The organism is Sediminibacillus terrae (assembly GCF_009602435.1).
In the GTDB taxonomy this organism is placed as follows: Bacteria; Bacillota; Bacilli; order Bacillales; family Amphibacillaceae; genus Sediminibacillus; species Sediminibacillus terrae.
In genome coordinates this window covers 170446-193997 of sequence record NZ_VZDQ01000025.1, presented here as the reverse complement: position 1 = coordinate 193997, position 23552 = coordinate 170446, and the positions used below count along the sequence as shown (strand labels likewise).

21 protein-coding genes and 1 pseudogene are annotated in these 23552 nt (G+C 47.6%); all 22 read right to left on the bottom strand.

Going from position 1 to position 23552, the window contains the following annotated elements; all coding sequences use genetic code 11:
* Positions 1 to 13: 13 nt before the first annotated feature.
* Positions 14 to 2227, bottom strand: coding sequence for a DNA helicase PcrA (gene pcrA, locus F6X55_RS14325; protein ID WP_371069337.1), 2214 nt, complete (start codon positions 2225 to 2227; stop codon positions 14 to 16).
* Positions 2228 to 2253: 26 nt separating this feature from the next.
* Positions 2254 to 2946 carry a heptaprenylglyceryl phosphate synthase gene (gene pcrB, locus F6X55_RS14320; protein WP_026569236.1) on the bottom strand — a complete coding sequence of 231 codons (693 nt, stop codon included), beginning with the start codon at positions 2944 to 2946 and terminating at the stop codon, positions 2254 to 2256.
* A gap of 279 nt (positions 2947 to 3225) precedes the next feature.
* Entirely contained in the window at positions 3226 to 3669 is a 444-nt protein-coding gene (locus F6X55_RS14315) for a class I SAM-dependent methyltransferase (RefSeq protein WP_237648681.1), read from the bottom strand.
* Positions 3670 to 3852: 183 nt separating this feature from the next.
* The gene (locus F6X55_RS14310; RefSeq protein ID WP_153464347.1) at positions 3853 to 4752 is read right to left on the bottom strand and encodes an NAD(P)/FAD-dependent oxidoreductase; all 900 of its coding nucleotides are present in this window, start codon (positions 4750 to 4752) and stop codon (positions 3853 to 3855) included.
* A 63-nt stretch (positions 4753 to 4815) separates the two neighbouring features.
* Entirely contained in the window at positions 4816 to 5259 is a 444-nt protein-coding gene (locus tag F6X55_RS14305) for an RrF2 family transcriptional regulator (RefSeq protein WP_026770817.1), read from the bottom strand.
* Between the two features lie 275 nt (positions 5260 to 5534).
* Positions 5535 to 6116, bottom strand: coding sequence for a hypothetical protein (locus F6X55_RS14300; RefSeq protein ID WP_153464345.1), 582 nt, complete (start codon positions 6114 to 6116; stop codon positions 5535 to 5537).
* 48 nt (positions 6117 to 6164) lie between these two features.
* Positions 6165 to 6779 carry an HAD-IA family hydrolase gene (locus F6X55_RS14295; protein ID WP_153464343.1) on the bottom strand — a complete coding sequence of 205 codons (615 nt, stop codon included), beginning with the start codon at positions 6777 to 6779 and terminating at the stop codon, positions 6165 to 6167.
* Positions 6780 to 6818: 39 nt separating this feature from the next.
* Positions 6819 to 7658, bottom strand: a complete 840-nt coding sequence (locus tag F6X55_RS14290; RefSeq protein WP_153464341.1) for a DUF4037 domain-containing protein — start codon at positions 7656 to 7658, stop codon at positions 6819 to 6821.
* 136 nt (positions 7659 to 7794) lie between these two features.
* Positions 7795 to 8203: pseudogene (locus F6X55_RS14285) on the bottom strand (VOC family protein).
* 197 nt (positions 8204 to 8400) lie between these two features.
* Positions 8401 to 9387 (bottom strand): Gfo/Idh/MocA family protein, encoded by a 987-nt coding sequence (locus tag F6X55_RS14280; RefSeq protein ID WP_153464339.1) that lies wholly within the window; start codon positions 9385 to 9387, stop codon positions 8401 to 8403.
* Between the two features lie 70 nt (positions 9388 to 9457).
* Positions 9458 to 9772: a YerC/YecD family TrpR-related protein gene (locus tag F6X55_RS14275; RefSeq protein ID WP_026569227.1), complete on the bottom strand. Its 315-nt coding sequence runs from the start codon at positions 9770 to 9772 to the stop codon at positions 9458 to 9460.
* Positions 9773 to 9811: 39 nt separating this feature from the next.
* On the bottom strand, positions 9812 to 10882 hold the full coding sequence (locus F6X55_RS14270) for a DUF3048 domain-containing protein (protein ID WP_153464337.1): 1071 nt from the start codon (positions 10880 to 10882) through the stop codon (positions 9812 to 9814).
* A gap of 52 nt (positions 10883 to 10934) precedes the next feature.
* Entirely contained in the window at positions 10935 to 12677 is a 1743-nt protein-coding gene (locus F6X55_RS14265; protein ID WP_153464335.1) for an adenine deaminase C-terminal domain-containing protein, read from the bottom strand.
* Between the two features lie 1046 nt (positions 12678 to 13723).
* Entirely contained in the window at positions 13724 to 14995 is a 1272-nt protein-coding gene (purD, locus tag F6X55_RS14260) for a phosphoribosylamine--glycine ligase (protein ID WP_153464333.1), read from the bottom strand.
* Positions 14996 to 15069: 74 nt separating this feature from the next.
* Positions 15070 to 16602 (bottom strand): bifunctional phosphoribosylaminoimidazolecarboxamide formyltransferase/IMP cyclohydrolase, encoded by a 1533-nt coding sequence (purH, locus tag F6X55_RS14255; protein WP_153464330.1) that lies wholly within the window; start codon positions 16600 to 16602, stop codon positions 15070 to 15072.
* Positions 16599 to 17198 carry a phosphoribosylglycinamide formyltransferase gene (purN, locus tag F6X55_RS14250; RefSeq protein ID WP_026770825.1) on the bottom strand — a complete coding sequence of 200 codons (600 nt, stop codon included), beginning with the start codon at positions 17196 to 17198 and terminating at the stop codon, positions 16599 to 16601. Before purN ends, purH begins: the two co-directional genes overlap by 4 nt.
* Positions 17191 to 18219, bottom strand: a complete 1029-nt coding sequence (purM, locus tag F6X55_RS14245) for a phosphoribosylformylglycinamidine cyclo-ligase (protein ID WP_026569221.1) — start codon at positions 18217 to 18219, stop codon at positions 17191 to 17193. Before purM ends, purN begins: the two co-directional genes overlap by 8 nt.
* 35 nt (positions 18220 to 18254) lie before the next feature.
* Positions 18255 to 19667 carry an amidophosphoribosyltransferase gene (gene purF / locus F6X55_RS14240; RefSeq protein WP_153464328.1) on the bottom strand — a complete coding sequence of 471 codons (1413 nt, stop codon included), beginning with the start codon at positions 19665 to 19667 and terminating at the stop codon, positions 18255 to 18257.
* Positions 19643 to 21868, bottom strand: coding sequence for a phosphoribosylformylglycinamidine synthase subunit PurL (gene purL / locus F6X55_RS14235; RefSeq protein WP_153464326.1), 2226 nt, complete (start codon positions 21866 to 21868; stop codon positions 19643 to 19645). Before purL ends, purF begins: the two co-directional genes overlap by 25 nt.
* Positions 21852 to 22535 carry a phosphoribosylformylglycinamidine synthase subunit PurQ gene (gene purQ / locus F6X55_RS14230; protein ID WP_026569218.1) on the bottom strand — a complete coding sequence of 228 codons (684 nt, stop codon included), beginning with the start codon at positions 22533 to 22535 and terminating at the stop codon, positions 21852 to 21854. Before purQ ends, purL begins: the two co-directional genes overlap by 17 nt.
* Entirely contained in the window at positions 22532 to 22783 is a 252-nt protein-coding gene (gene purS, locus F6X55_RS14225) for a phosphoribosylformylglycinamidine synthase subunit PurS (RefSeq protein WP_026770828.1), read from the bottom strand. Before purS ends, purQ begins: the two co-directional genes overlap by 4 nt.
* Positions 22780 to 23493 (bottom strand): phosphoribosylaminoimidazolesuccinocarboxamide synthase, encoded by a 714-nt coding sequence (gene purC / locus F6X55_RS14220; RefSeq protein WP_026569216.1) that lies wholly within the window; start codon positions 23491 to 23493, stop codon positions 22780 to 22782. Before purC ends, purS begins: the two co-directional genes overlap by 4 nt.
* Between the last annotated feature and the right edge of the window lie 59 nt (positions 23494 to 23552).

Here is a 23552-nt window from a genome sequence, read left to right as displayed (position 1 = left end):
CATACACCTCAATTTATTCTTTAGTGATTGGTGCGAACTTTGCCAGAAGCCGCTTGATGCCTGTCGGTGCAGGAAAGGCGATATCCAGTTCCATTGCTTCGCCCTCGCCATGGACTTTGACCACTGTTCCCTGTCCCCACTTTTTGTGGTTGGCTTTATCGCCCGGCTGCCAGCCGATGCTTTCTCCGCCAGTCGTCGCCGGCCGATTGATCTTTTTCGCTGCGCGTTTCGGTGCGGCGAATGGATCTGGTTTAGACTGGGTCGGCCCAAACCCGAATGGCGCTTGTTTGGCCTCTTCCAGTCCTTCCATCAATTCTTCGGGGATTTCATTGATGAAACGGCTGACTGGGTTCATATTGGTACGGCCGAATAGCGTCCGCATTTTGGCATGGGTAAGGAACAACTGCTTCTCGGCCCGGGTAATGCCGACATAAGCAAGACGGCGTTCTTCTTCCATCTCTTCGTCATCCATGATCGACCGGCTGTGCGGAAAGACGTTTTCCTCCATGCCGATCAGGAAAACGACAGGAAATTCGAGCCCTTTTGCCGCATGCAGCGTCATGAGGACAATTTTGTTATCGCCCATCGGGTCTTCGTCGACCTTATCGATATCGGCGATCAAAGCCAAATCCGTCAAAAAGGCGATCAAGGTTTTGTCTTCGCTGCTTTCTTCAAAATGCTTGGTTACCGTTTTGAATTCCTCCAGGTTTTCCAGACGGCTCTGTGCTTCGATACTGCGTTCATTCTTAAGCATTTCTTCATAGCCTGTCCCTTTCAACACCTGTTCAACCATATCGGTGGCGGACAAGAATTCCTGTTGTTTCGTCCAGTTGCGAATCAAGGCACCGAAGTCGGCAAGCGCTTTGGCCGCTTTGGCACTCACACCGGTAAAGTCGACTTCCTGGACGGCTGTGTACAGGGAGATTCCGTGTTCTGCCGCATAAGCCTGCAGCTTTTCCAGAGAGGTTTTCCCGACCCCGCGTTTCGGTTCATTGACGACCCGCGCAAAGCTCAGGTCATCATCCGGATTGGCGATCAGGCGTAGATAAGCAAGCATATCCTTTATTTCTTTTCTGTCGTAGAACTTGGTGCCTCCGACGATTTGATAAGGGAGGTTCGCTTTGACAAACGTTTCCTCGACGGATCGGGATTGCGCATTGGTCCGGTAAAGGACCGCAATGTCTTTGTACGTATATTCACCTGAAGAAACAAATTCTTCTACTTTATCGGCTACGAACAAACCTTCATCCTGCTCTGTTGCTGCCTGATAATAACGGATTCTGCTGCCTTCGTTGTTTTCTGTCCATAAGTTTTTCGGCTTTCTGCCGGAATTGTTTTTGATGACCGTATTGGCAGCATCGAGAATCGATTTGGTGGAACGGTAATTTTGTTCGAGCATGACGGTGGTGGCATTCGGGTAGTCTTTTTCAAAAGACAGGATGTTTTGAATATCCGCACCGCGCCAGCGGTAAATCGATTGGTCGGAGTCCCCGACGACACACAGATTCTGATAGCGGTCTGCCAATTGTTTTACCAAGTAATACTGCGCATGGTTGGTATCCTGGTACTCATCGACATGGATGTATTGGAAACGACGCTGATAGTACTCCAGTACTTCTGGCACACGGTCGAACAAGTTGATCGTCTGCATGATCAGGTCATCAAAATCCAGCGACTGGTTCTTTCTCAACGTCTTCTGATAACGCTCGTAGACTTCCGCGATCTGTTTTTCATAAAAGCTTCCGACTGTTTTGCTGTATTCTTCCGGGGTGACCAGCTCGTTTTTAGCCGAACTGATTGCTCCAAGCATCGCACGCGGTTCGAATTTTTTCGGATCGATATTCAAGTCTTTCAAGATTTGCTTGATGACAGACAACTGGTCGCTGCTGTCGAGAATCGAAAAATTGCTGTTGATGCCGATCCGGTCGATGTCTCTGCGCAGAATCCGAACACACATCGAGTGGAAGGTCGACACCCAAATATTAGCCCCGTCCGGTCCGACGAGCTGATATACCCTTTCTTTCATTTCCCTTGCCGCTTTATTGGTGAACGTGATTGCCAAAATGCTTCGCGGGGAGACTTCTTTTTCTCCAAGCAAATAGGCAATCCGGTGGGTAAGCGCACGAGTTTTCCCACTTCCAGCTCCGGCCATGATCAAAAGCGGTCCTTCCGTATGGGTTACCGCTCTTCTTTGTTCTTCGTTCAATCCTTTCAGCAAGTCATCCATCGTTTGACTCACATGTGACACCACCTTTATTTATTTCCCTTGACTGCTTTGACTGTTTTCAATGCATTTTTCAAGTCCTCGTAGACACTGTTGCCGACGACGACTACGTCTGCTCCTTGTTGTTTCATTTCCTCCGCCTGTCCGGGCGACGAGACGCCGCCGCCATAAAACAACAATGTTTGCTCCAGCTCCCTGCTGACTTTTTCAACGAGCCTGGGGTCTCCATATGTTCCGCTGTATTCCAGATAAAAAATCGGCAAATGGAACATGTTCTCCGCCATTTGCGCATACGCCACGACATCTTCTTCGGACGGAACAAAGCTGTCGGTCGCCTGAAAAGCCTTGGCTTCCTCATTTAGGATACAGTATCCTTCGACAAACATTTCATTCCAGTCGATGACCTCGCCGTATTCCTTGACAGCCTGGTGCTGCAGATCAAGCATCCATTTCTTGTCGCGACTGTTGAGCACCATCGGTATATAATAGAAATCAAAGCCCGGGGTGATTGCTTCCAAGTTGGAAACCTCCAAAACGACAGGAACCGTAAAACGGCGGATTCTCCCCAACAGATTCAGGACGTTATCCAGGGTGACATTGTCGGTGCCGCCGACAATCACTGCGTCGGTGCCCGATTCGCATATCTGCTCCAATGCTTCTTCCGATATTTCCTTATCGGGATCCAGCTTGAAAACATGCTCCCATTGCTTCATATCATACATTCAACAACTACCTCCATCCGGAGCCGGCCACGGCCCGGCTGCTAAAAAATGAGCCTCTGATGGCACAGAGGTTCTAATATATCTCCATCTAATCATTATACCAAAAAACAAGCAATGAAAAGAGTGAAAAATGCATGAAGTTTTTAGGTGCCGGGGCCTGACCCCCAACATGCCGCATTGGTAGCGACGCAGTGTTATCATGTTGGGGGTCAGGCCCCAAAAAAAACCGCTTGGATTGTTTCCAAGCGGTTTTCTGCTTTTCCCCTTCCTGATCAGGGGCTATTTTTGTGCTATGAGGATGTATACCTTGTCGGTCGGTTTCAGCTTCTTTATGACGCTGAAACCCGCCATAACCATTTCTTGTTCCATATCTTTGACGGAAATCCGCGGATGGTGATTGTTGCCGGATTCCTCCTTTTCCAGTTCTACACATACAAAATATCCTCCAGGCCTGAGTACTTTTCTGATTTGCTGCAAGGATTTGGATAACGGATCGATTTCATGAAGAACCAGCGATGCAAGGGCAATGTCCACCGAAACGTCGGGCAATGGAATATCATCGATATTCGCATTTACCGTCCGGACATCCGTCAAACCGTATTCTTTCGCCTTGGATTCGATCATCTTCAACATATCAGGGTCTAAATCCAATGCATAAACCGGTCCACCAGTCGCCTTAGCCGCCGGAATCGTCAAATAACCAGTTCCGGCGCCTACATCCAAAATAACGTCTCCCTGTTTGACCGGAATCATGCTCAATAGTTGTTCTGGCGGTATATCCCCTCTTTTGTCCGGGTTCTCGAGGAATTCCATTTTCTCGCCAATCGTTCCTTTTTCGTCCGTTCATCATGCTTATGTTTTTCCATTAAATTTTCTCCTCCTTTTTCTCAATACGTGAGATCGTTTTTAAAAATCTTCGTTCACTAAATCAGCTACTACGCCAATCGCTGTTCTACTCCCTTCGCTTGCGGCAATAACCAATTGGGCAGGAGCGACGAGGGCATTATCTCCACATGCATACACCCCTTCGACCTCCGTACGGCCGAAATCATCTGTTTCTATTCCGCCCATTGTGTTCAACGAACACCCTAAACTTTCTATTAATGAGGATGCCTGCTTGAGCTCGCTTGCAATAAAGCCTCCTTCCCTTTCCAGCTCCTCCCCTTCCTTGAACCTGATTTTTTCCAACTGACCCTTGTCACCTTGGAAACTTTCTATTTCGTTGTCGATGATCCGGATATTTTTCTTCGATAACAATGCTTTCTGTTCTGCTGTGAAAGGAGTTTTTCCATTCGTACAAACCACCAGGTCTTTACTCCAGTTAGCTATCAATTTCACCCCATGCATGGCACGCTCATCTTCTGCCACGACAACTAGTGGACGGTCTCTTAATTCCCACCCATCACAAAACGGACAACTGAACAAACTAGTCCCGTAAAATTCATGAATTCCCTCGATATCTGGCAAGAGTTCAGTAAGTCCTGTGGCCAGAATAATCTTTCTGGACCGATAACGATCACCCTCACCTGTTTGTACCAAGAAGGACCCGTCTTCTTTTTGAATAGCTGTCACGCGCTGATTCCGGATTTCAAGACTCGGGTATTCCTTCAAATCTTCCCTGGCAAGCCGTTTGAATTCGGATGGTTTGATTCTGTCTCGAGTAATGAAACCGTGTGATTCGTACGTGACTGCATTTCTTGGTTTGTCTTCGTCGAACAGAACAATATTCTTTTTTGCCCTGGCAAGGACAAGCGATGCATTCAAACCCGCCGGTCCCCCTCCAACAATTACACAATCCAACAACATATTGCTTCCTCCTTTTATAAAGTATATTAAAGACTCTTAATATCTATAATTAAAACAAAAAAATTAATGGGAATGGTTTACCCTGTTTTTCTCTTCTCTTTTGGCTTCCATTTGTTTGGCGATTTCACTTATATATTTTTTGTCTAATTCTTCTCTCAATTTTTCTTCCGCATCGATCATCACATTTTCAATCATACATTCTCCATTACGGGATTCCTGGTGTTCCATGGAGCAACTGAACAGCGTTGTCATCCCTTCAATTGCCTGTATTACATCCAAAAAAGAAATTTCGCTTGAATTCCTTGCGATACTGTAGCCGCCTTTTACACCCGGAGTCGACTCAATCAAACCCGCTTTTACCAGTTTGGTCAGGATTTTGGACAAGTATGTCGGAGACAAGTCTTGTGCCTTCGCCAACTGATCTACGCCAACCGTTTTCCCTCTGGGCGCCGACATCAAATATACCATGGTGTGTAAGGCATAATTGGTCGCTCTCGAATATTTCATGCACGCTCCTCCTTCCTCTGTATATTAAGGACCCTTAATATCTTTAATTAGTTTATACCTTATGGAATCAAAATGCAAATGGATTGCCGCAGGATGGAAACATTCCGGATTTTCAGAGGTCATGTTCTTCTGTTAAACATATGTCACATAGGTGATTCCGACGAAGTCGTGAATCCCTCGGTTGTTTTTTTCGCCTCTTCGGTTTTTCCTTGCAGGACCACAAGCAACTCACCAGGATCATTTATACAGACAGTCGCTGTGCCATCCTTTTTCCATTACATTCCTTCACTCACTTCATAAAAGGTTCTATACATCATAAAATTGTTCATGAAACCGACGTGAAGATTATGATATTGCATTTTCAACGTTTTTCTGGAGGTGAAGCTGCTATTTTGGAAATCTACAATCGATTCCTCTAACGAAAGCAAGCTTTCTATGCTGAGAACTAGATATCCTCTTTGTTCTTTTGAATAATCGCCTTGCTCGACCAGGCTAAGCAAAGTCTCCCTTGCGTTTCTCACTTCAAACAGCATCGTTTCTAAATCTTCTTCCTTCATCTTGTGCGTATTCTTGCTAACCAGCCATTCCTCTTCAAATAAAGGAAGTATATACTGCGTTCTCTCCACCGTCATGTCGATCGGTGTTTCTGACTCCAGTTCTTCCAAGTCTTTTCCAAAAACATCGTTGAACTCTTCAACATCTTCGAGATAACCATCCACCATAACCGGGTCTGGTTTGTACGCATACGATTTATGGAGACTGAAAATGGAATAAGGATAAAACCAAGTCATTGTCAGGATATAAAGTATAATCAAACCAATCGCACCGGCGATGATTCTTTTTGTTCTATTTGTCACGTAAAATCCCCCATAAAAAACGCGATATGGATGCACCTATAAGTCCATTCAAACTATGGCGTACAACTGCTGAAAATCTTTAATGGCGTGATCGGAATGGTCGCTTGCGGCTCCCAGCTCATCAAAGAAACAAGCATCTATGCCGGCTTTTTTTGCCGCTATTAAATCCAAATCCCTATCGCCTATCATGATCGCTTCAGCGGATACGATACCATGTTTTTCTATCAGATATTGAATTGCGGCTGGACTCGGCTTCCGTTCAAATCCATTTTGCGAGGTGATGAAATCCGAAAAATAACCATCCAACCCGAACTTCTCTAGTAACATGATGGAAGATTCTCCTCTATGGGTGTACAAATAATTTTTCCGGTCGGTTGAATGGATGTATTTACAAACCTCTGCAATTCCTGCAAATGGTTTGGAGGAGTCAGCTTCCACTTCTTTTCGGCGTGCTTGATAGCTTGCCTTGAATTCCTCGTCTATTTGGTATTTCTTTTCAAAATAATTCAGAGCAGCTGACATCGAGACTTTCAATTGTTTCACTATGTTTTCTACTGGCTCTTCTATTCCTCTCTCTTGAAGCAATTCTTGAAAAATTTTTGCCATCACCGGGTATGTATCAAACAGTGTCCCATCGAAATCCCATATAATATGCTTGTACATGTTCTGACTCCTCCTGTTGAAAAATATAGCCTATCACCGTTACTCGCCCTGCCTTTGCGGTCTCAAGAATCGGGTTCTTTCCATAACACTCGTCAAGTCGATTTCCGGATGTGTCCGCTGGATCAATTCGTAAACTTCTTGAAGAATTCCTTCAATCTCCCGAATGCCTTTCTCAGGAGAATCTATCAAGACTGATGGAAGGCTTTCCGTTATATTTTTTGGGGCCATTTTCATTTTTTCCAAGGTTTGCTTTTGCCATTTAAAGGCAGGATGATGGACATATAAACGGTTTAAACCAAAAAGCATTCCCATGATATTCGACTGGACAGAAGTGATCACCTTATAAAGCATCAGCCAATCTTCTCTGGCCAGCAGTGCTTCTCGGTTACTCCATCTGTTTCCTAAATCAAGATTTTCTCTAATCATGGCCTCGCCCAGTTCTTCAGGGTATACTTCCACTTTTTTCTTTAGCGAATCAATAATTTCCTTTCCGCCAAGCGGCACCCCGTCAAAAATAGTGGCTGCCAAGCATTGTTTATCCAAGTCAGTATCATGACAAGTGATTACCTCATCCAGAATTCTATGGATGGTGTCAGTCAAAAAGCTACTTATCTCTAACTTTATTCCTTCTGTTATATACGTCTCCGACCACTCTTCTTCTTCATAAGGATGAAAATCAATAATGTTTCCATCGACTTCTTCAATGGGATTTTTTCTATCTTGTTCATTCGGGCTTTCTTTCCAAAATATAAAAAGTTCGATGTCGGAATAGTCATCCTGCCAACGGCGTGCCACCGAACCACCAAGCAAGACTGCTTCGACCCTATCGTTTCGCATATATACTTTAGAAAGATTTGTCGCCAACTGCAATAAATCCATCTAACTCCCCCTTGCCTTTGATATTGAGTTTCACTGTTTTTCGCTAAAACCTGCAGCATGGAGACGATAGCTATCTCAATCTTCATCTGTTAAGAGAAAACTGTTCCCCTTCTTTATCTCGCTGGTTTTTCCTTCCTTAAATACCGTTCGTATTCATCAATACGATTCTCCAGCCATCAGGGTCTTCGATTGTTATCCCTTTTTCTTGCCAATATTGATTTTTCGGTTCCACTTCACCGTAACCCATGCAGTTCAATCTCTCAGCCACCTTCTCCAGTTCCTCCTTGTCAGGGATATAAAAAACCAATGTTATCTTTTGTTGGAGCAGGACAGGGACTTCCGTCTGCATGATGGGTGAATTCCAAATGGTAAGGGAGATCAGGCAGACCAAAAATAACACCTTCATACCCTCGGTGGCCCGAGAATGTTGTAAGTATCTTGAGGCCGAGTCCCCTTTCATAAAAGGAAACCACCTCATCAAATTTATCAGTAGGTCTCGCGATTCTAACCTGGGTTGCGGAAAAATCGGCAAACTCCATCGTCATCCCCCTTTCCGTAACAATGTACTGCTATAGCTGTGGAAAAACATAGCAACAACCTAACCTGATTTTAACATTCCTTTCCATTGTTTTTTAGAAAAATCTGAAATAAATCTGGTGTCTGATCATTCCTGCATTACATTTTCCCATAGAAAAAGCCTGAACCACCGTGTGACTCAAGCTTCTTCTCGATTTCCGAGTTTTTACTGTTCATCTGCTGGAAAATGAATCCCCGACTGTTTACGGATCTCCTCCAACACCCTGGCAGTTTCCAGCGAGCGTTCGAACGTACAGATGTCCGACTCGGTTTTCCCTTGTTTCACTAGTTCTACGAAAGCAGCAGCTTCATAGAACATGCCGTTCTCCACTTGCGGCCTGCTGACATCCTCGCTAGTGCCGTCTTTATACTTGATTTTCACCCGGGTCGGTGTGTTGATATTGTCCACCAGAATACTTCCCTTCTCTCCCTGGATTTCAGACGGGAGAAAGGAATCAGCTATTTTGGAGTACATCACCGCCCCGTTCAATTGCGGATAGTCAAATAAGGCACTTCCTTGGCCATCTACGCCGGAATCCAGCATTAGACCGCTGGCCGTCACTCGCTCAGGAGTGCCAAATAACGTAACCATTGGATAGATGCAATACACACCGATATCCATTAGTGAGCCATTGGAAAAAGCCGGGTTGAATGCATTGAGTACGGTCCCTTCCTTATAAGCATCATACCGCGAAGAGTATTGACAATAGCTGGCGAAGTAACGTCGGACGGTCCCGATTTTCTCCAGATTATCCTGCACTGCTTGAAAATTAGGGAGAAACATAGTCTTCAACGCTTCCATCAATAAAACACCGTTCCGCTTTGCGGTTTCGATCATCCGTTCTACCTCACGGCTGTTAGAAGCAATCGACTTTTCTACCATCACGTGTTTCCCGCGTTCCATGCACTCTATCGCCTGTTCTGCGTGCAGTGAATTTGGGCTGGCAATATAGACAGCATCGAAAGCATCGCTTGCCGCGAACGCTTGTAAATCTGTATATGTATATTCGGCTTTGTGTTTCTGCGCGAATGCACGTGCTTTCTCTTCTGTCCTTGAATAAACCGCCGTCACTTGGAAATCTTCCACTTGTGCAGCGCCATCAAGGAATTTTTCCGTGATCCAATTAGTACCGATTATCCCGAACTTGACCATGTCATTACCCCCTAGCCTTCTCATCCTTCAAAATAAACGCCGGTCTACAGTTATTGCAGACCCGGCGCCTTTACTTTTCCTCTTTTTCCTTATCGTTTTGCTCCAGCCGGTCGAGGACCATCGAATAAGCGTCGTTCCCATAGTTCAGGCAACGCTTGACCCGGGAAATCGTGGTCGTCGATGCATTCGATTCCTCGACGATCACTCCATACGTGTCCCCTTCGCGAAGCATTTTTGCTACCAGCAACCTTTGTGCCAATGCCTGAATTTCACTGATTGTAGCGATGTCGTCGAAAAAACGGTAGCATTCTTCCCGGTCCTCCAGGCTGAGAATGGCATCGAACAATCGATCGAGCTGTTCGCCCCTTAGTTTATCTATTTGCATTTTACTACACTCCTTGTAAGAGGTTGTCCAATACGTCTCTTAGTTGATGGTGACAGTCTCTTCCAGGCTTTGTCTGTCTGGCACGACATTGATCCAGGTTTTGCCTGGAACCAGTCCTGCAGGTTCCCCATCTTTCACCGGAAGGATTTTCCCATCGATATTTGCCCATTGGACTTCCTGTACTACACCTTTTTGAAGCAAGTACGCCTTGCCTCCGGACTCCATGTCCACTTCACGCCTGCCTGCATCGTCGATGACTTCATGATGAGTAGCCATAATCAGGACGTTATCTAATTGTACTGCTTTATCGGAGTCTAGTTCAACTGTCTGGCTGTCTCCATTATAACGCAAATATTTTTCCTGTTCCTCATCATAGACATAGCGTACAGGAGTATCATTGTAGGAAAACGAAACTTCGGAGGCACTGTCCCCGGAAATAGCAGCTGTTTCCCCCTCGTCCAAAAAAGGAAGCGGCTCATAGTCTGCCTGCATCTCATATCCTTTTTCCTCGGCGACCTCTTTCACGGCGTCAAACTGCAAATACGAATTGTGAGGTGCCACACGGTCCTGCGAGCGCTTGAACAAATGACCGTCATTATCATGATACGCTCCGTTCAAATGATCCGCAGCCCCATTTTTCAGCATATCCTCGATAAAGTTGGCAGCACCGTGATACACATAAAGAGCCCCGTAATCATCCGCCAAATTGAAATAATACGGACGGGCACTTCTCACCGGTCCCACCACTTCCGGCTGTTCACTATGGAACAATGCCATGAATCTCGTGATTCTTCCCTCAGCCAAAATTTCGAATACAATGTCCGCTTTCGTCAAGCCGGACTGCGGCCTTGCCTTATAGTGGTTGTTGATCATGACAGCAACGATCCGGTTATCGACTGGATCGTTTGTGCCAATTCCAGTCAACGGATAGACATTTTCATATGCTGGTTCTTCGGTTTCTTCCGGTTCGCCAACCGGTTCCTCCTGTTCCTGCTCATCCGGTTCCGTTTTAGGCGCCTGTGACTGCTCGTCCTTCGAGCAGGCTGCCGCCAACCCAACAATCAGGATCAGCAGTAAACCGAGAGTAAGTTTCAACCATTTGTTTCGCATTTCCCCACACACCTTTGTCTTTTTTCTCTCTCTTTTTGTTTTAACCTCTATTTTACCGCATGATTGCCGGAAAAAGAACCTCCTTCTTTTTCACATCGATGATTCCTTTCGGGGTTATCCGGATAAACGGCAAATGGGTCGATGACAAAAACAACAGATTATACACCGGATCTTCGTACCGGTAGCCAAATGCCTTCAGAATCGATTTCAGTTCTCTTTCCTTCTCAATAAGGTCTTCCATTTTACCGGCAAACATCATCCCCGCCAAAGGCAGCGGCATCTCGTAAATGATTTCGCCTTGGTGAGCCAGTACGATTCCGCCGCCGATTTCTTTCATGCGTCGGAAAGCCAGCATCAAATCTTGCTTGTTCTTTCCGATCAACACGATATCTCCAGTGTTGGAATAAGAACTGACCATGCCCCCAAGCTTGTTGGTGAACCCTTTGATAACCGTGTTGACCCGCCATTCCCCCTTGCGGCTTGCCAGCATCAGAAACGCTTCGTCATACTTTTCCTCGATTTCATCCACAGTGACATCCAATGTCAAGGCAACGGGTTTGATGATGACATCATTGACCATCTCCAGGCCGATTGGAATCGAAAATTGCAAGTCGCCATCTTCCAACTCCCAGTCCAGTTCCAGTGGTCCGATGCCGTACTCCTTCCAATCGATGGTACGGTCACGTGATACTTGACTGCCATTCCGTTTCATCCATTGGCCCTTGGCAATTACCGAGACAGGGTCCGGATTGTCTTTTGCTTCGAGCAGGTTGATATGCGCTACCTGCCCCGGGGCTATGCTCCCCAGTCTGTCTCGCATATTGAAGTGCCTGGCGGCATTATAACTGGCCATCATATAAGCATCTTCTACAGGGACCCCTTGTTCCAAGGCTATGCGGACACATTGGTTCATCATGCCTTTTTCATAAAAAGAAGGGGTGGACCCGTCCGTGGTCATGGTAAGCTGGTCGTATTGGTCGAGCCCAAGTTGTTGAATTTCCTCCAGGATCTTCGGTAAATCCGGCCGGATCGAGGAATACCGCAATCCTGCCTGATACCCTGCTTGCAAGCGGTCCAACACCTCCTGCCCGGTCATGGATTCGTGGTCGGCACTGGCACCGAGCAGTTTCATTTTGATCAATGTATGTTCTGAAGCGCCCGGGAAATGGCCTTCGATCGGTTTCCCCAGACGTTTCGATTCCTGCATCCAGTACAAAATCCGGTCGTCGTCTTCCAGGACCTGGGGCCAAGAAGTCAGTTCCCCGCCCTGCACAACGGCTTCATGTTCGAGCCAGGATATGACCTGGGCATTGCTGAATACACTCAATTCACCTTGTAACGAAGATTGGGAATCGAATCTTGCCCACCAGTACATCGACACGGGTAAATCCATAAAATCATCCAATAGTGTAAACGCTTTCTTAATTTCCAATAAATATAGCCAGATAAGGTTGTCGTTCATCAATGTCGTGGTGCCGGTTTGGGCAACATATTCACTGAGCTGATGCGGATTGTATAATTGGAAAGGATGTGCATGCGGCTCTATGTATCCAGGTACAGCATACTTCCCGTCGCAGTCGGTTATTTCTGTGCCATTCGTGTTTTTGGGCAGGCGGTCTCCGACGTAAACGATGCGGTCTTGATACACCCATATATTCGCTTTAATCCATTTTTTCAGGAATACATTTAAGTAAACGACATTCTTCAAAAGCAATGTCGGTGCAAGCAGGCCGTCGATAACGGAAACGTGTTCGCGCAGTTGCTTGTTTCTCCAGCGATAGCGATGCTCATTCATGGCAAACTCTCCTATTCTCTGATTGTTTTTTCTATCGTAACACATGGTGTAAACCAAAGATAAGCATTTGGAAGATAATATAACAAAATCTTCATATTTTTACTATCATTCTATTCACGAAAGTCTCGATTATTATGATGATAGCAGGTCCAATATGAAACCGTCCTTTATTCCTATAAGCAGGGGAGCCGTTTAATCCTTAGTCGAAACCTGAAGCCTAGCTTTTCACAGTTGATAGAAACAGCGCATTAACTGTAATGGGAAGTGTCCTTGCCTATTCAAAAAGCGTGCTACCCACCGCTACGGTAGCATACTTCGCTTTCCGCGGGCACGGCTTCAGCTAACTTGGTAAAGAAAACCGCTTTACCAAGTGGATCTTCAGCTCGTGCTGTTCCCGCTGGAGTCTGCGCATGCTACCTGCGCTAAAAAGCATGCTGACTATCGCCTAGAGACTTTTTCTTTGAGAACCAATAACCCATCTTAAAAACGTTTGTCAGGAAATGTCTACTTCTTTTTCATAAAAGACAGTTGTAATTCCCGTCTTTTCTCCTGTTCTTGGACTTTCTGCTCTGTTTTCCGAGCTATGTCTTTTGATGATACGGTACATGGAGTACCGAAAAATAAAAAAATGTCTAGTACACGGGGTTATAAACAGGAAGCTGTTCCTAGCAAAGAAAATACCCGGAGACTCCTCGAAAATACAAAACAATTTTCTTCGTGCGATGCATCGCTGCCGCAGCCTTTCTTGGGACTGCGATTACTCGTCCCACCGAAAACACCTGTCCTGCGGGAGGAAAGGCCTCGGTGAGCTCCCGCAGAGCGTTAGCTCGAGGAAGCTCACCAGCCGCCCGCGGAAAGCGCAAGGTATTTTCGCAGCGTCGAATTCCAACTCAACAATAGTAAGAAGTCTGGAAGACGCATCCAAACTATGTCGTAGTTTATATGTTTTCCGCAAAGGTAACACATAGATAAACATCTTCTCTTAATATCGGAAAAATCATCAAGCTAGTGTAGGCATGGAAAAAGGGCAGCTGCGGGCTGCCCTTTTATACTTTATCCGTTTTGTCGGCAAATCCGATGTCCCGTCGATAAAAAAAGTTCTCATTGCCATCAAACCTTTTCAGAAAGGAGTAAACCGCCTCCTGTGCAGCCTTCTGACTTTTTTGCAACGAACCAGCCAGCAGGACACGGCCGCCTGTGGAAGCATATTGCTCTCCCTCCCGTTTCGTTCCGGCATGGATCACAAAACAGTCTTCTTTCTCCGCTCCATCCAGAGCAGGAAGCAGCTTCGCTTTTTTATAAGGACCAGGGTAACCGGCAGAAGCAACCACTGTCCCGATGCACGCAGCTTCCTTCCAAGTAAGCCGCGGGTCCCTTCCTGCTTTCACATCGATGATGACCTGCAGCAAGTCATTCTCCAGCAACGGGAGCACGACCTGGGTTTCCGGATCGCCCATCCGGGCATTGAACTCGATTACTTTGGGACCTTCAGAAGTTTCAATCAAACCTGCATAGAGTACACCGGTAAATGACCGGTTTTCTGCGACCATTCCGGCGGCGGCAGGCTTCAGAATATCAGAGATAGCTGACTCGACAACTTCATCAGCCAAGTCCGGAACTGGTGCATAGGCGCCCATTCCGCCGGTATTCGGTCCCCTATCTCCTTCATGGGCCCGCTTATGGTCCCGGGCAGGTATCATCGGATAGACCTGGCTGCCATTCACAAAAGCCATAAGAGAAAATTCTTTTCCCTCTAGAAATTCTTCGACGACAATTCTGCTTCCCGCATTTCCGAATTCGTTCTCAATCAGCATCTGATCAACAGCAGTAAGCGCCTGTTCAAGTGTCTCAGCCACTACCACCCCTTTACCGGCTGCAAGTCCGTCCGCTTTGATAACAATCGGAGCACCTTGAGCACGGATATAAGCCTTTGCTTTTTCAGCATCCGTAAAGGTTTGATAGGCAGCAGTCGGAATTCCATAGTCATGCATGAATCCTTTGGCAAAATCCTTGCTTCCTTCAATGACTGCCGCTTCCTGTGCTGGACCGAAAATTTGCAGCTGTTCTTTCTCAAAAGTGTCGACAATCCCGGCAGCCAGCGGGTTTTCCGGACCGACGATGGTCCAGTCGATGGCTGCTTCTTTTGCAAATGAAGCAAGCTCTTCGATTTGCCCATCCTTTATTGATACGCAATGCGCATCCCGGCTGATTCCGCCGTTCCCCGGTGCAGCATACAGTTTATCGACAAGCCTGCTTTCCTTGAGCTTTTTTACCATGCTATGTTCCCGTCCTCCGCTGCCAATTACTAATACGTTCATCGAACCCCTCCCCTGTACTGGTCTGAATCAAAAGCAGCGGAACCCACTTTGCCAGGTTCCGCTTTTCCTTCCTGTTAATGCTTGAAATGCCTCATGCCGGTGAATACCATGGCGATACCATGTTCGTCACAAGCTTTGATAGAGTCTTCGTCCCGCTTGGAACCACCTGGCTGGATAATCGCGGTGATTCCTGCTTTGGCAGCTGTCTCTACCGTATCGGGCATCGGGAAAAAGGCATCGGAAGCCATCACAGCTCCTTTTGCTCGTTCTCCCGCTTGTTCGAGCGCGATTTTTGCAGCGCCTACACGATTCATTTGCCCGGCACCGACTCCCAGGGTCTGGTCTTGATTGGCAATCACAATGGCATTTGATTTCACATGTTTTACTGCCTTCCAAGCAAACAACAGGTCTTTCATTTCTTCTTCGTTGGGTTTTCTGCTCGTCGCCACGGTCAATTCCTGTTCGGTCACTTGGCCGCTATCGATGTCCTGCACAAGCAGACCGCCGGTTACGCTTACGACTTTTTGCCGGTTAGGGCCCGGGTTCTCCATCGGAATTTTCAATAGACGGATATTTTTCTTCCCTGTCAACAACTCCATCGCCTCTTCCGAGAAGGAAGGAGCAATGACGATTTCCAGAAAAATCTCCTTCAGCTGTTCTGCAGTAGCTGCATCTACTTCGCGGTTCAGTGCGACAATGCCGCCAAAAATAGATACAGGGTCTGCCTTATAGGCCTTGCGGAAGGCAGATCCGATCGTTTCTCCGATCCCAATTCCGCACGGATTCATATGTTTGACGGCTACGGCTGCGGCTCCCTCGTATTCCAGGACCATTTCCAGTGCCGCATTGGCGTCCTGAATGTTATTATAGGACAACTCTTTTCCGTGCAGTTGTTCCGCATTGGCAATCGACGCTCCCTTTCCATTCGGCTGTCGATAAAATGCTGCATGCTGATGAGGATTCTCTCCATAGCGCAGCGATTGTACTTTTTCATATGTAACAGTATAAGTTTCCGGAGCCGTCTCCTCAGTAATTTCGGAAAAATACCCTGCGATCAGGGCATCATAATTGGCAGTATGACGGAAAACCTTGGCCGCTAAGCGTTTACGGTCTTCCTCTTGGAGTCCGCCATGTTCCAACTTTTCCAACACCTGCTGATAATCATCAGGATCTACCACCACGGTGACATCCCGGAAATTTTTTGCCGCTGCCCGCAGCATGGTCGGACCGCCGATATCGATGTTTTCAATTGCAGTCGCTTCGGTGACTCCGGGTTGATCAATCGTTTGTTTAAATGGATAAAGATTGACGACTACGATATCGATCGGATCGATCCCCCGCTCCTCAAGCTGCTTCAGATGTCCGCCTTCATCGCGTTTTGCCAGCAACCCGCCGTGAATATTCGGGTGCAGCGTTTTGACTCTGCCGTCCAGAATTTCATCGAATTTGGTTACATCCGAAACCGGAATAGCCGAAAGTCCAGCCTCCTGCAGATTTCTCAGGGTTCCTCCCGTAGATACCAGCTCATAGCCCAGCCGGTCCAGCCCTTTCGCAAAATCAACTACATTGCTTTTATCTGAAACACTTAATAATGCGCGCTTCTTCATGATTTAATCTCCTCTCTCTTTTTCGTCTGAATGAGTGCCTGGATAGTCTTGGGAAAAAGCCGGTGTTCGATTTCCTGGATGTTTGCCTGCAAGGTGTCCTGGTCATCCTCGGGTTGGATCCTGATAGCTTCCTGATCGATGATTGTCCCTGTGTCCATCCCTTCATCGACAAAATGCACCGTTACCCCAGTCACCTTGACCCCTGCCAAAAACGCTTGTCCGATTGCATCCTTACCTGGAAAGGCAGGTAACAAGGAGGGATGGATGTTGACGATACGCCCTTCGAAAGGGTCGAGCAGGGTATCGCCGACCAGCCGCATATAACCGGCCAAGATCAACCATTCTGCCTGGCAATCGTTCAGTTCTTGCAATATATCCCGTTCATAATCCACTTTTGAAGTGTAGGTTTTAGGTTGAAAAACAAATACGGGAATTTGACGGTCCCTGGCTTTTTCGATAACCTTAGCCTCAGAATTATCGCAAACCAACAAAACGATTTCTCCATCCAGTCTCCCTTGGTCGATTGCATCAGCTATTGCAGCAAAGTTGCTGCCGGTTCCGGAAGCAAATACAGCCAGCCGTTGTTTGTCATGCATGACGAAGGTTCACTCCCTGCTCATTAGTCACTTTCCCAATACGGAAAGCCGCTTCTCCTTGTTGTTCCAGCAGGGTGATGGCAGCTGCAGCTTCTTCTTCAGGGACGATGACTGCCATTCCGACCCCCATGTTGAATACGCCGAGCATGTCTTGAAATGAAAGACCACTATGTTTTTGAAGCACCTCATACACTGGCGGAACCGACCACGATCCGGTTTCGATGGTTACACCGAGATGTTCCGGGTATGCACGCGGAAGGTTTTCGTAAAAACCGCCGCCAGTGACATGGGAAATCCCTTTTACCGTGATTTGGCGGCGAAGGGACTGAACAGCCTTCGCATAAATCTTCGTCGGCGTCAGCAAGGTTTCACCCAGCGTCCGATCCAACGGTTCATAGATTTTATTCAAATCGAGTTGATGTTCTTCTACAATTTTGCGCACGAGGGAAAAGCCGTTGGAATGCACGCCACTGGAAGCAATTCCGATAACCGCGTCGCCAGGCTGGATGTCACTGCCATTGATGATTTTGGTTTTTTCGGCGATGCCCACGACAAATCCGGCTAAATCATACTCACCATTTTGATATATCCCCGGCATCTCTGCTGTTTCTCCGCCGATCAACGCACAGCCTCCAACTACGCAGCCTTCCGAGATCCCTTTGACGATTTGCTCGATTTTTTCCGGTTCATTTTTGCTGCACGCAATATAATCAAGAAAAAACAACGGATCTGCACCTTGTGCGACAATGTCGTTGACACACATGGCTACAAGGTCAATCCCTACGCTGTCGTGCTTATCCATTTCAAAAGCCAGCTTCAATTTGGTCCCGACCCCATCCGTACCTGAGACAAGGACAGGCTCCTCATAAGAAAATGAACCGAGCTCGAACAATCCGGCAAAAGCCCCGACACCGCCGAGCACTTCTTTCCGATCGGTTTTGGCAATATGTTTTTTCATCAACTCTACTGCGCGGTATCCAGCTTCCACATCCACGCCTGCTTGTTTATAAGCTTCACTCATATGAACGCTCCTTTTCTGCCAGCCGGACCACGGCACTATGCCTTTGTGGCCGGAAGTGCTGTTTCAGGATATATTTCAGTCGGATAGTTTCCGGTGAAGCAGGCATTGCAGATACCATATTCGGCCGAATTCTCGCCTGCCACAATCGCATTTTCCAATCCTTCTGTCGTCAAATAGGAAAGGCTGTCGGCACCGATCAGTTCCCTGATTTCTTCGACACTGTGGGAAGAGGCGATCAATTCACCTTTTGTCGAGGTATCAATCCCGTAATAGCAAGGGTTCTCGATCGGAGGCGAAGCAATCCGGACATGGACTTCTGTTGCACCTGCTTCCTTCAACATTCGGACAATCCGTTTACTAGTCGTACCGCGGACAATCGAATCATCGACCATGACTACCCGTTTACCGTCCACGATTCCCCTGACGGCGGAAAGCTTCATTTTAACACCCTGTTCCCGCAGCTCTTGGGAGGGCTGGATGAAAGTCCGGCCGACATAGCGGTTTTTGATCAATCCGAGCTCATACGGAATGCCGGATGCTTCCGAATAGCCGATGGCGGCAGAAATACTGGAATCGGGAACACCGGTCACCACATCAGCTTCCACAGGAGCTTCCTTGGCCAGCTCCTTTCCCATTGTTTTGCGGGAAGCATGGACGTTTTTTCCGTTCAAGTCACTGTCCGGGCGGGAAAAGTAAACATATTCCATTGAACAAAGCGTACGATTTAACGGAGAAGCGAATGTACGGGAACTCACCCCGTGATCATCGATGATCAACAGCTCGCCCGGCTTAATCTCCCGCAAGTAAGAAGCACCGATCACATCAAAGGCACAGGTTTCGGAAGACACAACGTAAGCACCGCCGAGTATGCCCAATGACAACGGCCGCAAGCCGCGCGGATCCAAAGCTACGTACAGCTTGTTTTCGGTCAGGATAGAAAAGGCATAAGCACCTTTGATCATACTAAGCGCTTGAATGATGGCTTCCTCCATCCGCAGGTGGCCGCTCCGCTTGATTAAATGGGCCAGCACTTCGGTATCGGAAGTCGTCTGCAGAATGCTTCCTTGGGCTTCGAGCTGATGCTTCAAGGCATACGCATTGACCAGATTGCCATTGTGGGCAAGCGCCATGCTTTCCTTTTGCGACCGGAACACGAGCGGCTGAACATTTTCGTAGCCGCCGCCCCCCTGCGTCGCATAGCGGACATGGCCCAGAGCAGCGTTCCCCCTCAGCCGGGAAAATTCGTCCTGTTGGAACACTTCATTGATCAGACCGTTTCCTTTATGAAGATGAAGGGATTCTCCATCACTGGTCACAATCCCCGCTCCTTCCTGGCCGCGGTGCTGCAATGCGTGGAGCCCGTAGTAGGCAACCTCAGCCGCTTTTTCATGACCCCAAATTCCAAATACGCCGCACTCTTCATTTAAGCCTTTGATTTCAGCAAGCATGGTATGGCCCCTTTCCAAAGTGCTTTCAGATCTTCTGCCGCTTGATTGATTCTTGTTTCACCATTTATCCGTATGCGATACTGTCCATCGTCCGTAACGACACCGATTTGAATGGCATCTTCCACAATCTGTTCAAATGCCCGTTGATTCTCCTGGCTTACAGATACGAGGAAACGGGATTGCGTTTCGCTGAACAATTCGGTCACAGCATCCCCTTCCAATGATACGTCCAGACCGGCCTGGCCGGCAAAACAGCTCTCAGCCAGGGCCACCGCAAGTCCTCCTTCCGCCAAATCATGGGCAGAAACAACGGTACCGTCCTGAATCGCCTCTAGTAATTGAGTCTGTCGTTTCATTTCCAGTTCCAAATCAATTGCAGGGGCTTTGCCGAAGTATTTGTTTTCCAAGACATTTTGCAGTTCGCTTCCGCCAAACTCCGCTTTCGCTTCACCGATTACGTAAATCGCGTCTCCCGCCTTCTGGAAGAAAGATGGCGTCACATGATTCAGTGAGTCCAATAAGCCGACCATTCCGACAACAGGGGTCGGAAAAATCGCCTGGCCATTCGTTTCGTTATATAGCGATACATTGCCGCTGATAACCGGCGTGTTCAAAGCAAGACTGGCTGCACTCATGCCATCGACACTCTTTTCCATCTGCCAGAAGTTCTCCGGTTTGTCCGGATTTCCAAAGTTGAGCCCGTCGGTCAAAGCGAGCGGTTTTCCGCCTGAGCAGACGATATTCCGGGCTGCTTCCGCAACTGCGATTTTCCCGCCGGTTTCCGGATCCAAATAGATGTAACGAGAATTGCAGTCCGTGGTGATGGCAAGGGCCTTGTCAGTCCCTTTCACTCTGATCACTGCCGCATCAGAGCCTGGCATGACTACTGTATTTGTCTGTACCATCGAATCATATTGATCATACACCCATTCCTTGTTGGCGATGGTCGGCTGCTGCAGCAGTGTCTTGAGCGTTTCTGTATAGTTATGGACACCGTCTGGGTAGTAATCGACTTGCTGATACGCTTTAAAGTAAGCAGGTTCTTCGGAAGGTTTATGATAGACCGGCGCATCCTCCGCTAGGGAATCTACGGGGATATCCGTAACCACCTCGCCTTTGTGCAGCAAACGGAATTGCTTGTCATCCGTCACCCGTCCGACTGCAACAGCTTCAAGTCCATACTTTTGAAAGACATCGATGATTTCCTGCTCTTCGCCTTTCTTCACCACCATCAACATCCGTTCCTGCGATTCGGACAGCATCAATTCATATGGGGTCATCTCCAATTCGCGCTGTGGTACCAGGTCTAGGTCCATTTCCATCCCCATCCCGGCCTTGCTGGCCATTTCGCTTGCGGATGAAGTCAATCCGGCTGCCCCCATATCCTGCATGCCGACCAATGATTCACAATGAATCGCTTCCAGGCAGGCTTCGATCAACAGCTTTTCCATAAATGGATCACCGACCTGGACTGAAGGACGCTTACTTTCGGATTCTTCCGACAAATCTTCCGATGCAAAAGTGGCCCCGTGAATGCCGTCCCGCCCTGTTGGCGCTCCAGCATACAAAACGGTATTGCCGTTTCCGGCAGCAATTCCTTTTTGAATATCCTTCTGGTCGATCAATCCTACACACATTGCATTGACGAGCGGATTTCCTTCATAACAATTGTCGAACTGTACTTCACCGCCGACTGTCGGCACGCCGACACAGTTGCCATAACCGGCGATTCCATTGACGACCTCTTCAAACAAATACTTGACCCGTTCAGAGGCAAGACTGCCGAAACGCAGCGAGTTGAGCAAGGCGACCGGCCGTGCTCCCATCGAAAAAACGTCGCGGATGATGCCGCCGACACCGGTGGCAGCCCCCTGATAAGGTTCGACAGCTGATGGGTGGTTGTGGCTCTCGATTTTGAACACAGCCGCCTGGCCATCGCCGATATCGATGATTCCCGCTCCTTCCCCCGGTCCCTGCAATACATGAGGGGCCTTCGTCGGGAACTTTTTCAACAGAGGCTTCGAGGTTTTGTAGCTGCAGTGCTCCGACCACATGACCGAAAATATACCTGTCTCAGTGAAGTTGGGCCGCCTGTTCAACACCTTTTTGATGTGCTGGTATTCCGCATCGGTGAGCCCCATCTCTTTATAGATCAAATCTTTTTCAATCACTTTCGGGCTGATTTCAGACACCTGCAACATATGCTTCCCTCCAATGGTTTACGACCGATTCAAACAGCTTCAAGCCATCAGCACTTCCCAACACCGCTTCTGTTGCTCGTTCTGGGTGGGGCATCATGCCGAGTACATTTCCTTGTTTATTGATGATTCCGGCTATGTCCCCGACAGAACCGTTCGGATTGTCAGCGTAGCGGAAAACGATTTGCCGGTTCGCCTCCAAGTCGGCGAGTACTCCCTCGTCACAGTAATAATTGCCTTCCCCGTGGGCAATCGGAAGAATGATTGCTTCCTTTTCCCCATAGGAAGTGGTGAACTGGGTTTGATTGTTTTCGACCACCAATTCTTCCTGACGGCACATGAACTTCAACTTTTTGTTCCTGAGCATGGCGCCGGGTAAAAGGCCTGATTCCAGAAGAACTTGAAATCCGTTACACACCCCTAGAACCGGTGTACCCTCGGAAGCCTTTTGTTTGATTTGGTTGACGATAGTGGAGGTCGCTGCAATCGCGCCGGATCGCAGGTAATCTCCATATGAGAATCCGCCGGGAAGCAAAATGGCATCAAATCCGGACAAATCGGCATTCTCGTACCAAACAAGTTCCGCTTCTTCGCCAAGTGAATCCTTCACTGCATGATACATGTCTCTGTCACAGTTCGAGCCTGGGAAAACAATCACCGCGAATTTCACTGGACAGCTCCCTCCTCGATCGTGTACTGATAATCTTCAATAACTGGATTGGCAAGCAGTTTGGAGCACATCTCCTCGATTTGCCGATCGATGTCCCTCTGGGAATCGAGCTGCAGCTCCATGTATTTTCCAACCCTTGCACCTTTTACCTCCGGAAAGCCCAGCTTGTGCAACGACTCCTGAACTGCTTTCCCTTGAGGGTCCAAGACACCCTGCTTTAAAGTAATGAAGATTTTCACTGTTTTCATACTACCGCCTCCAGTCGTTGAAGAATCGAATCATATACGTGCAAAAGGTCGCCCAAATCTTCCCGGAATACATCCTTATCCATCTTAGCGCCGCTGTCTTTATCCCAAAGCCGGCATGTATCCGGCGATACCTCATCAGAGAGAAGGATGTCGCCGGCCATATTTCTGCCGAACTCCAGCTTGAAATCCGCCAGTGTCAGATTGATAGATTCAAAGAATGCCTGCAGATGTTGATTCACTTCCAAGGCCATTGCTTTGATTGCTTCCAGTTCTTCCGACTGGACATCCGCCAGCAGCAATGCGTGTTCATCATTGATAAGCGGATCGCCGAGTTCATCATTTTTATAAAACAACTCCACCAACGGAGGTGTAAACTTCGTCTTTTCTTCTATGCCTAGCCGGCGGGTGATGCTGCCGGCTGCAAGGTTCCGTACAACCACTTCGATTGGGATGATGTCTGTTTTTACCACGAGCTGTTCTGTATCGTTCAGGCTGCGTACAAAATGACTTGCCACACCTTTGTCACGCAAATAGGCAAAAACCTTTGCCGATATCAAATTATTGTACTTGCCTTTTCCTGAAAAAACCGCCTTTTTTTCGCCGTTAAAGGCGGTTGCATCATTTTTGTAAGATAGTACCAACTGATCGATATTGCCTTCTGCTTGAAATACTTGCTTCGCTTTGCCTTCATACAATAGCTCGCCCTTCAATTGCGTCACCCCATCCATTCCTTTTGGTTGTTTGGATTGCAGTTTCCTGTGCCTCTACA